We start from the raw sequence: 12,673 nt of genomic DNA, 5'->3' as shown, positions 1-12,673 counted from the left end.
ATTCTATCCTATAACCTCGGATCTTTACCTGGAAGTCATTACGACCTATATATTGTAAATTACCATCTGGTAGAAAACGTACTAAATCTCCTGTCTTATACATCCGTCCATTATAACCTATCTCCTTATCCTCTTCTCTCTGGAAAGGATTAACAACAAAACGCTCAGCCGTAAGCTCAGCAAGATTCAAATAGCCCCGCGAAACTCCTACTCCTCCGATATATAGCTCTCCTACTCCCCCCAAAGGAACAGCACGCAAGTAGCTATCCAAAACATATACCGAAGTATTACGAATAGGACGACCTATGCTATTGGTTTCCTTATCCATATTTACAATAGAAACAACAGTTGTTTCTGTAGGACCATAAGAATTAATGAGTTTAAAATTCTTATTTTTTAATTTTCTATATAAACTTTCAGTTAAATTTTCTCCTCCTAGCTCCAGTATACGCAAGCTTTTAACTTGTGTAACATCAATACTTTCCAATATTGAAGGGGTTAGATCCATATATGACACCTTATGATCCGAAAGTGTTTTTATAAATAATTCCTCATTTAAGTAACTTTTATCTTCGATCAATACCAACTTATTCCCATTTAAAATAGCCAATAATATTTGCTCTACGGATGCATCAAAAACATAATTGGCAAACTGAAGAATAACATCATTACTATTTACCCCATAGCGGGAATATAAATCAGAAATTAAATTCACCACACTGATATGCTCAATCATTACTCCTTTAGGCTTACCTGTTGTTCCACTGGTATAAATAACATATGCCAGGTTAGTGGATTTTACTGAAGTGATAGGATTTGTTATAGGATTATTCTCAAAATCCCTGATATGTTCAACATTATTTATACTTACCACACAGAGATCTTGTATCAAAGCTTCATATAATTTACTCTTTGTATTTTCCTCTGCAATAATAACTCTAGCTCCCGTCTCACTCAAAATATGCTCTATTCTATCGATAGGATAACCAGGATCCATAGGAACATATGCGCCTCCTGACTTTAAGACTGCTAAGATTCCTACAATCATATTCTCTGAACGCTCTAAACAAAGTGGAATAAATTCATCAGGTTTTATACTGTATTCACTGAGAAGATAATGGGCCAACTGATTCGATTTTTCATTAAGCTCGTGATATGTAAGCTTTACATCATTATAAACCAATGCGATATGATTCGGAGTCTTTTCGACTTGAGACTCGAATAATTTATGAATTGTACTTTCAGAATCATATTCTACAAATGAAGGATTCCAATGATGGACAATAGTTTGATAAGTTTCAGGATCTAATAAATCGTATTCAGATATTAAAAGATCCACCTTACCCTCGGATAAATCATTCAATACACGAATAAATAAGCTTTTATACATATTTATGAAATTGGAAACTAATTCACCATTTAATTCAGAGTTTGCATATCTCACTCTATAATTAATTTGATTGTCTTTTATTTCCTGTTCAAATACAATTTTCCCAGATAAATCGATATTTAATTCATCATTAATCTTGATATCACTAACACCTTCATAATCAATAACTATATCTTTAAAAACAGCTTGAACAAATCCAAATTCTAATATATTTAATTGGGAAGCATATTGAATTAATTCTCCTATAGGAAGATAGTGAGCCTTACTTTTTTTTAACTCCTGAATATAAGACAAGTTTTGATCTATCAGATCGAGAAGTGTACTATTTTCATGAAAACGATAATCTTTAAAAATAGTATTAACATGAGCCCCAAATATAAATTCTTGGCCCTCTTTAATACCTACAGGGTAATCAATCACCAAATTATCAACACCTGATATTCTATGCAGTAATATAGCTAATATTAATTGGCCATAGGTATAAGAGGTGAGCTTATAATTTCTAGTTAATTGTTTAGTCTTTGAAAAAATTTCTTCATTAAATTCAAAACGGATTTCACTTACAGGACTAATAGAAACATTTTCATTGAATTTTGTAGGTTTCTTAGATTCTAAAAATTTAAAATCTATATTTTCTATATTTCTCAAATGTTTTTCCCAGAAATCACACATTTCTGTTTTCCCATTATCTAGAATATGATCTAGTTGACTGTTCAATTTCTCATGCAAATTAGCTTGCTCTATGAGACTTAATGGACTCACATAATTATTATCATTATAATATTTACCTAGTTCACTATATATGGAATTTGTACTTAAACCGTCTACAAGAATATGAGAAATTATAAAAATAATTCGATATCTCTCATTTTTTAATTTAATAGCGTAGCATCTTACCAATTGATCATTTTCCAAATCGAAAGGTTCTAATGCCAATTCTAATATCTTCTCCTGACTAAGTTCATCAGAAAAAAATCTTAATACTTGAGTATCTTGTCTTAATAACGGTCTTCTTTTCCAAAACAAACCATCTGATTTACTTACAATATTACTGTTGGTTAATAAGTTATTATTAATAGCTCTTATTAAACTTGAGTTTAGCCTATCTATGTCTATAAATCCAGACATGGATTGATCTAAAATCATATTATAATCACTTCTCAAAGGGTTTAATACCCATTCATTATAAAAAATGGCTTGATAAGGAGTTAGCTTTACTAATTGTTGGGGATTTTTCATTATGGTGTTTTTTTTAAATAATCGATTAAGTGTTAATTTAAGTCTGCTAGCAAAAATTGAAATATTTTTGGCTTGCTCATGAGGTTTTCTATTGGAATATAATGGGAAACATGTGCTGAGAAATCATCTGAAAAATTCTTTTCCCTTGCTAAGACAAGATGTCTAAAATATGATGAAGAAAATTCAAGTTCTTTTAAAATAAATACTCTATTCCTCAAAAGATTACACACTGTATTCCGGAATAAGAGCATCATTAATAAAAAAGATATTATTATATCTCTATTTTTATATCTTCTTTGGTTACTAAATATCGGTTTAGTAATTTGATGATAGTAAATTGAAAAAAATAAATCAAAATCAGTCTCGATGAAATCTGTCCAATATATTAGGGCCATAAATTAAATAAGTTGAATTTTTTTCACATAAAAACTTTATACAATTTATCCCCTTATGATCTGTAGCTTTTGAATCTTCTTTCAGCAATAATTCATCATTTTATTAAAGAAAAATGGGTGTATTTTTATGCTACATACTAGATTTGATAATAGGACAAACCTTTCCCTCATTGCCATTTATAGATAGGATAAGGAGCTTTATTTCAATAATATGAATAAATTATAATAATCAATTTCTGAAATTTGGCAACTAATTACTCCCTATTAACTTTTTTTCATCCTATATAGGATTACACAAAAAAGTAATGTTATAGAATCATTTAACCATGAGTTTTATACTCCTACAAACTACCATTTCACTAAATAAAGAATGTCGTATAATTGTAGTAAAATTAAAATATTCCTTCTACCCTAATTAATTGTAAAGCTATTTGGTCATTAAATGTTCCTGATTTACTTATTTTCTTTGCATTTGGTTTAAAGCTTTCAGATAGTATTTTATCAGATTTTATTGAACAAAATATTATAAAATGTATTTATAATACTGAATGGGATATTTTGCCTTTTAGTTGGTATTTTATTAGCTTTAAAAAGAATATTACTACCACTATCTATTTTTAAAAAATCAACATATATATAAGTCTATTTTTAAATTATGTATATTTATGAATTGGTATTATTAGGAGAAACTAAAAATGTTGATTCTTTTAAACACTTTTCGGCTATTAGGGCAAAAAAATAACTTTTCCGAACGACTTAATGAGGTAAAATCTCAAAAAGAACCTATTTTGGGATCAAGCTATATTATTTTTTATTGATATTAAAAAATTAGTAAAATTAATATCAATAGATCTACTTCAAAAACAGCTTAATATATGATCAAAGTTGAATATATCCATCAATTAGGCAGCAAGTCAAAATTTGTACTTGGGGGTTTATAACAAAATGACTTTACATTGTGGAATTGCAACATATATTTTTATCTCAAATGTACCATGAGTTTGTATTTATCTATTTTGTAGTAATAAGATATTGGTGTCGTTAATCCTTACGATAGATATAAGTTCAATGAAAGGTTTTTATTGCGAAATAAGAAAAAAATCAAAAATATATGTCAATAAAAACATTATCTATTGAAAACGTGGGCCTTCATTTCCCTTTTCATCTAAATATTTTATAAATTGTGAAGGGGACATCCCTGTAAATTTTTTAAAAACCAAAGAGAATCTATTGGGAGAAGAAAAACCTGCCTCTTCAGACAATATAGCAATCTTATATTTCTTATACTTGTGAACATTTTGTAATTTTCTAATAATATAATTTATTCGCAGTTCATTAATATAGCTATTTATGCATTTATTTTTTTGTTTATTTATAACATAAGATAAATATTTTCCATTAGTCTCACAAAATGTAGCTAAATAAGCACGCGACATATTATTATTTATAAATAAATCCAATTCCTCAAACTCCTTTAGTTTCGTTAAAATTTTTTGCTCTGTTTCTGAAGACATCATTAATTCATCTCCGTTTAATTTACTCTCCTCACTCTTCTGCAATGGAGTATTTTCTATGGAGGAATTCCCATGTAAAGAATAGAATTTATTTTTAAATTTTGTAATACTTTTTTTGTGGTTATAGGGATACCAAATAAAATATGCTGTTCCGATTATTATAATAAATACAGCAATGACAATTATAATATTTTTCACCCATATTTTTCTTTGAGCTATTTGGTTTTTATTTCGTGAAAAAATATTTTCATCTATATCGTCATAAGATGTATTTACATAATTTTGTACACGATCTTCTATATTATTACTCTCTCTGACTTTTTCTTTAATTCTACCCCGGCTATTAATACCTTTTACAAGTATAGCATCTTTCTTAGAGATCTTATGTATTTCATTTTTTAAATAAAGATATCGTTGCCCAATATCAACATGTTTTTTTGTATTCTGTACGTTTTTTTGTTCCATGTATATTATGTATTTATTAGCACGGTTATTATGAAAATGGTCTCCAGAAAATTTGATATTTCTAATGTCTCTCGATAATACTTCAGAGAGGCCTCCAAAAACGATTAAGACCTAAAAGTTATTTATTACTTACTGTAAAAATGTAAGATTATGTTTTAATTTTTCAACTATATATAACTTCACGAAAAGTATCCTTTATGATGCTTTTTTTGAGAGAATGATATAATCCTTTTTTAGGCATATCATTTTAATTTTATCTTAAAAAAAGAATTTTAATCACGTGTTGTAGACTAAAAAATATTCTTATCCAACACGCCTCAGCTTCTTTACAAACACCATAGAAACTATGTTTCCATACAACAATCTAAAATTATATATAAATAATTAGAAATATTTTCTAATTATTGGCAATTAATCACTCTGTATTGATCTTCACATAATGAAACTATGTTTTTCAACAATCATAAAGAAAATAAAATTTTATATAAATAATTAAAGATATTTTCAATACTCATATCACGACCATAAAACAAAAAACCTCTCTACAATGGAATTCCAGGATCTCATATTAATAGGCTATCAGCTTTGGTGTAATACATTACTCTAACTTTTTGTATCCATCATTTTTTTATTTTTTTCGTGAATATCATAATCATCTTCAAATTCTACTATGTGAAAAATAGTTTTCCAAACAGCATCATTATTAGTCTTTTACTAGCAATCTAGCAAGGACATCCATTCATGCCTGTAAGTTTTAATGAGAAACAATTCTATTATATTTTGTAATATCCTCTCCCTTTTGATTAATTTAAAAGGCAGAGAAAGTAGTAATATTTAACTTTCTCTGTCTATTAATAAATAAGTAACTTATTTGATTTTAATATCAACTTCGGAAGTTTAGTTATTCTTTTAAATTACTAGAAGAATAACAAACTATTCTACAGTTATTACCCCTCCTAAAAGTGTAGTTTTATTAACCACTAGGGAAGGATCTTTTTTTAGTATTCTTATGACAGATGCAGTCGTGGCATAAGCATCAGCTTGAGTTTTTACACCTTGGCTTATACGTGAGGATGTTAAGGCTTTTAAGTTAGTTCTTCCGGACAATAAACTTGTACCATCTATTATAGAAGATGTCGCTGCTTCTATTGTTGAAGAATCTGCAGTCCCTGAAACAGTAGCTTTTGCCGATGATGCTGATGTAATATTGAGTACTTTAGTATCTATATTACATTGAAATTGGCTACTTGATGTTAAATTTAGTACTAGTTCATTGGCTTTAATAAGATTATTATTTCCTTTAATTTTAGCGGCACTATTTATAGAAAATAAAATTTTATTGCTTTCAAATGAATCTTTAAAAGTAATTTCAGCAGCGGATGTAGCTGTTAAAGCTGTAATATTTTTTGCATAAATGGTGGCATAAACCGGATCTTTAATAATTATACCAGTAGGCTTATCAATTGATATATTCACAGCCCCATTAACAATTTTCACCACAACATAATTAATTATATCTTGAGGAGCAGAAATGATAACTTTTTCTGTATCTGATTTTACGATATTTGATATAATAGCAGTATTTACAGTAATATCATTAAAACTCCCTACTACTGTTTTTTCAGTATAAGTCGCATTTCTAGACATTGCCGTAGTACTTTCAACGGTATTTATCCCTTTTTCATCATTTATAGCATCTCCTGAACACGATGCTAAAACTAATGTTGATAACGAAATTAAAATGTTCTTTTTCATAATTTGATTAAAAAAATTTATTGTTAAATATATAGGTTCATAATTATTTTTTAAACACTGCATTTTAACTACATTTTACAATATCACGAAAAAGTATTAATTGATAATATAATGTAGTATAAGCTAACATTGCAATTGTTTAAAAAATGACGAATATTTGATCTTTAGTAAGAACTCCTTTTAGACTATTTTAAATAATTAATTGTAACTATTGTTTGTAAGCTAAAAAAGGAGGTTCTTTGAAAATCAAGTTTTGAATAATCTAAAATTCCGAAGTTTAATTATTTTTTTAAATTACTAGAAGAATAACAAACTATTCTACAGTTATTACCCCTCCTAAAAGTGTAGTTTTATTAACCACTAGGGAAGGATCTTTTTTTAGTATTTTTATTATAGATGCAGTCGCAGCATAAGCATCAGCTTGAGTTTTTACACCTTGGCTTATACGTGAGGATGTTAAGGCTTTTAAGTTAGTTCTTCCGGACAATAAACTTGTACCATCTATTATAGAAGATGTCGCTGCTTCTATTGTTGAAGAATCTGCAGTCCCTGAAACAGTAGCTTTTGCCGATGACGCTGATGTAATATTGAGTACTTTAGTATCTATATTACATTGAAATTGGCTACTTGATGTTAAATTTAGTACTAGTTCATTGGCTTTAATAAGATTATTATTTCCTTTAATTTTAGCGGCACTATTTATAGAAAATAAAATTTTATTGCTTTCAAATGAATCTTTAAAAGTAATTTCAGCAGCGGATGTAGCTGTTAAAGCTGTAATATTTTTTGCATAAATGGTGGCATAAACCGGATCTTTAATAATTATACCAGTAGGCTTATCAATTGATATATTCACAGCTCCATTAACAATTTTCACCACAACATAATTAATTATATCTTGAGGAGCAGAAATGATAACTTTTTCTGTATCTGATTTTACGATATTTGATATAATAGCAGTATTTACAGTAATATCATTAAAACTCCCTACTACTGTTTTTTCAGTATAAGTCGCATTTTTAGACATTGCCGTAGTACTTTCAACGGTATTTATCCCTTTTTCATCATTTATAGCATCTCCTGAGCATGATGCTAAAACTAATGTTGATAATGAAATTAAAATGTTTTTTTTCATAATTTGATTTTAAAAAAATTTTTATTGTTAAATGTATAGGTTCATAATTGGTTTCTAAACACTGCATTTTAACTACATTTTACAATATCACGAAAAAGTATTAATTGATAATATAATGTAGTATAAACTAACATTGCAATTGCTTAAAAAATGATGAATATTGATCTTTAGCAAGAATTCCTTTTAGACTCATTTTAAATAATTAATTGTAACTATTGTTGGTAAGCTAAAAAAGGAGGTTATTTGAAAATTAAGGTTTATATAGTCTAAAATTCCAAAGTTTAATTATTCTAGAATTAACAAACTATTCTGCCATTATTGCTCCTCAACTTATATGGGGAGACTAGACTGTATCAAAGTATCAAAAGAAATATTTTTAGATGCTGATGTAGTACTTTTGACAATATTTAAATGTATGCTATTCATCATTTGAAACATTTCTTACACACCATACTAAAATTCAAGTTAGGAACGAAATCAAAATGTTTTTTTCATGTTGGATTTTTTTTAATTTTTATATTCATAATTGTTTCTTTTCAAACACAATTAATGACAACAGGAAAACTATTGATGTCTTTGTGTGTTTTCTTACCTACTATGGATCAGAGATATTATCCACATTATCCATAGAGCAATTCCTTATTTTTCGAAAAGAAAAATGGATAATAATTGTACTGATTATTATTAAAATAAATGCTAAAAAGAATGGTGCGCCAGAGAATTTGAAAGGCGCATTCCCGCGAGTAAAAAAGTAAAATATATTAGTCATTATGGGAGGTCCGATAATTGAGGTGGCGCTTATTAAACTCGTTAAAACGCCTTGCAGCTCCCCTTGCTCATTGGATGCAACGTTCTTGGTAACAATCGATTGTAAAGCAGGTCCACATATTCCCCCTAAGCAATAAGGAATCAAAAATACAAACATCATCCAACTTTGGGAAGAAAAAGCAAACAACAACATTCCAAGAGCATACAAAATCAATCCGTAGTAAATACTTTTTTGTTCTCCTAATCTAGGAATTGTCCATCTGATGATCACTCCCTGTACCAATCCTATCAATAATCCTGCAAAGCCCAATGATATTCCAATCATTCTCTCCGTCCAATTGAATTGGTATATAGTAAAGAAACTCCAATTACTGTTCACAGCATGGCCCGCAATATAAATCAACAGAAGAGATAGGGTTAAACCTGAAATTTCAGGATATTTTTTCAAGAATTTAAAAGAACCTATAGGGCTAGCTCGCTTCCAGCTAAACTCTCTTCTTTTTTCTATATCTAAACTTTCCGGTAGAATAAAATATCCATACATAAAATTAAGAAAGGATAAAGCAGCAGCGCAATAAAAAGGGACTCTTGAACCATAATGCCCTAAAACACCTCCTAAAACAGGTCCAATTATAAAACCTAACCCAAAAGCAACCCCAATAACTCCAAAATTGTTAGCCCTGTCTTTATCCGTTGAAATATCAGCAATATACGCACTTGCTGCTGTAGCACTCCCTCCCGTAATTCCTGCAATAATTCTACTTATAAATAGCCACCAGATAGTAGGTGCTATTGCTAAAAAAATATAATCTATTGCAAATCCGAAAAGCGAAATCAAAATTATAGGTCTTCGACCATATTTATCACTAAGATTTCCAAGAAGAGGAGAAAAAATAAATTGAACAAAAGCATAGACAAAGCTCAACCAACCACCATATTGTGCTGCTTCGATTATATCTCCACTTATAAGCTCTTCAATTAATTTGGGAACCACGGGAATAATAATACCTAGCCCCGCAGTGTCCATTAATAAAGTAATAAATATGAAACTAATAGCAGCATTTTTCTTTGATTTTTTTATAATCATACTTTGAATTTTTTAATATACTTTTTTATAAGTTAGAGGCTGTATTTTGTAAGCATGATACAGCCTCTAGTAAGCATAATTAATATCAGATTATTTCTATAACTTGAAATCTTTAACTTTTTTTATAATCTCTATTATAGATTGCTCATCTTTTAATATTTCTTTATGAGATATATTAAGAGGATGCACCGTTAACAAATCTGGATTTTCAATTATCTTTTCTACATTATTATATTCTAATTTTTGTATATGATTACTAATTAATTCATCAGTATTTTCTGATTTAAACATCGCTTTTAACAATGTTACCCTTGTAAATCTCAGATTATTAGAGATATTTTGTCCTTCAATAGCAAACTCAGTTAATAAAAACTTCTTAGTATTAATAAAATATTCACTATTCATTGGTATCTCATAATTTTCACTTATCTCTTTCTCGGAAGGCGGAGAATGATATTTGATCAATTCTGGATCTGGGCCAAAAAGAATCGTATCTAATAAGTATACAGTGATGTTTGTGTGTCCTTTCCCTTCTAGTATAGAAGCTATTTCTAACGCAATTTGCCCCCCTAAAGACCAACCTAGTAAAATGTATTCTTTTTGTTCACTATCTTTTTGTATTTCCTCAATATGATCCAGATAATATAAAGCCAGGCGATTAAGATCATCAATCTTGTCTTCATTATATAAGTTATAAGAATCAATCCCGTAACAATGATAATCTTGACTTAATTTTTCAGCCAAGGAATTATAAACGTCACAACCTCCTCTTCCTGGATGTATTAGGAACATATTAGATTTACCTTTCTCTTTATTAAGATCTACTACAGGCTTATACTTCATTTTATAGTCCTTAATAATTGAAGATAATTTCTCAATAGTTTTAGCATAGAAAATATCTGTAACTTTTATTCGTATCTTAAGATGATAATAAATCTTACCAATTAGTTTCATGGCCATAATACTATTACCTCCTAAGCGGAAGAAATCATCATGGATACTAATACTTTCACTATCTAATCCTAATACATCGCCATAAATAGCTACGAGACTTTTCTCTAAATCATTCGAGGCTCCTACATATTCTCTATCTCCTACAAAATTAGGCTCCGGTAAGGCCCGACGATCTAACTTACCATTAATCGTTAACGGAAACTCCTCCAAATGAACATACCCAGAAGGAACCATATACTCTGGAAGAAGTCCCGATAAATACAATGATAAATCTTCAGGATTGATTGCTCTATCCGATACATAATATCCTACTAGATATTTTAACCCAGAGCTATTTTCTTTAGCCAAGATTACTGCTTGACGAATCCCTTCATAGCTCAATAGCACATTCTCTATCTCTCCTAGCTCTATCCTATAACCTCGAATCTTTACCTGGAAATCATTCCTACCTATATATTCCAAATCGCCTCCTGGAAGAAAACGGCCTAAATCTCCCGTCTTATACATACGTCCATTATAACCTATGGACTTTTCTACTTCACTCTGGAAGGGATTAGCTACAAAACACTCATCGGTAAGTTCTGGTAGATTTAAATAGCCTCGTGATAAACCACTACCTCCAATATACAATTCTCCCACTGCGCCTACAGGTACGGGACGTAAATAACGATCTAAAACATACACCGAAGTATTCGAAATAGGCCGTCCTATATTATTACTCTTACCACACGTATTAACGATAGAAGTAACTGTCGTCTCTGTAGGACCATAAGAATTAACTAAACGGAAGTGATGATTATTTAATTTATTATAAAGTTGATCGGATAGAGCTTCACCTCCTGAATTTAATACCCGTAAGCTACTAACTTTCGTAATATCAATATTTTCTAAAATGGAAGGTGTTAAATGAATATAGGAAACATTATGATCGGAAAGGGTTTTCAAAAATAGCTCTTCATTTAAATAGCTCTTATCTTTAATAAATAAAAGTTTGTTTCCATTTAAAATAGCCAACATCATTTGTTCAATTGATGCATCGAATATATAATTGGCAAATTGAAAAATAACATCTTCACTAGTTAACTCATAACGAGAATATAAATCCGAAACTAGATTTACTACTCCACTATGCTCTATCATTACTCCTTTAGGCTTACCTGTTGTGCCACTCGTGTAAATTACATAAGCCAAATTATCAGATTTAACTCCCGTAACAGGATTAGTAACACTACAACCTGAAAGAGTATCTACAACAGATACATTATCCAAACTTACAACGGAAAATTCAACTTCTTCTGATCCACATACCGATACACAGCCTTTATAATCAGATAATAAAGATTGGGTACTCTCTTCTACTAGGATAACTCGGGCATGAGTATCTTTGAGAATATGATCTATACGCTCCATTGGATAACCAGGATCCATAGGAACATACGCACCTCCGGCCTTCAATACTCCTAAAATCCCTATAAGCATATCCTCAGATCTATTCAAACATAAAGGAATAAGCTCATCAGGTACTATTTTATAAGTATCCAATAGATAATGGGCCAACTGATTAGACCTTTCATTAAGTTCTTGATAAGTAAGGCTAACATCCTCATATACCAACGCTATATGATCCGGGGTCTTATCTACCTGATGCTCGAATAATTCATGAAGCAAAGAGGAGCCATCATATTCATAATAAGATCCTTCACCCATGGATATAACATTTGTGTCTTCTTCACGTACCAAGTGAAGGGAGGATAACTTAGTATGAGAAGAAACAGAATCATGGTAATCTACAAACTGATCTAAAAGATAAAGATAAGTCGAGACCATATGCTCGATAGTCGAGCCTTTGAATAAAGACTTAGCATAATTGAAGGTACCCGATAAAGTATCTCCATTTTCATCTATCATCAATGTAAGATCAAACTTCGCTACATCATATGATAGACTTCCTTCAAAAGGCTGAAGAAAAGA

At 29.8% G+C, this 12,673-nt stretch carries 6 protein-coding genes; all 6 read right to left on the bottom strand.

The features are described from left to right. A partial coding sequence (locus tag CHRY9293_RS17695) for a non-ribosomal peptide synthetase (RefSeq protein ID WP_162034192.1) occupies positions 1–2,629 on the bottom strand: 2,629 nt, incomplete at its 3' end. A 1,525-nt stretch (positions 2,630–4,154) separates the two neighbouring features. Continuing rightward, positions 4,155–5,003: a helix-turn-helix domain-containing protein gene (locus tag CHRY9293_RS17690; RefSeq protein WP_162034191.1), complete on the bottom strand. Its 849-nt coding sequence runs from the start codon at positions 5,001–5,003 to the stop codon at positions 4,155–4,157. Between the two features lie 933 nt (positions 5,004–5,936). Beyond that, positions 5,937–6,758 (bottom strand): GIN domain-containing protein, encoded by an 822-nt coding sequence (locus CHRY9293_RS17685; RefSeq protein WP_162034190.1) that lies wholly within the window; start codon positions 6,756–6,758, stop codon positions 5,937–5,939. Between the two features lie 313 nt (positions 6,759–7,071). Next, positions 7,072–7,893, bottom strand: a complete 822-nt coding sequence (locus CHRY9293_RS17680; protein WP_162034189.1) for a GIN domain-containing protein — start codon at positions 7,891–7,893, stop codon at positions 7,072–7,074. A 595-nt stretch (positions 7,894–8,488) separates the two neighbouring features. Next, the gene (locus CHRY9293_RS17675; RefSeq protein ID WP_162034193.1) at positions 8,489–9,742 is read right to left on the bottom strand and encodes a TCR/Tet family MFS transporter; all 1,254 of its coding nucleotides are present in this window, start codon (positions 9,740–9,742) and stop codon (positions 8,489–8,491) included. A gap of 102 nt (positions 9,743–9,844) precedes the next feature. Then, a partial coding sequence (locus tag CHRY9293_RS17670) for a non-ribosomal peptide synthetase (protein WP_162034188.1) occupies positions 9,845–12,673 on the bottom strand: 2,829 nt, incomplete at its 5' end.

Origin of the sequence: Chryseobacterium potabilaquae (assembly GCF_902728265.1) — a bacterium.
Classification (GTDB): domain Bacteria; phylum Bacteroidota; class Bacteroidia; order Flavobacteriales; family Weeksellaceae; genus Chryseobacterium; species Chryseobacterium potabilaquae.
This window is presented reverse-complemented; position numbering and strand designations above follow the sequence as displayed.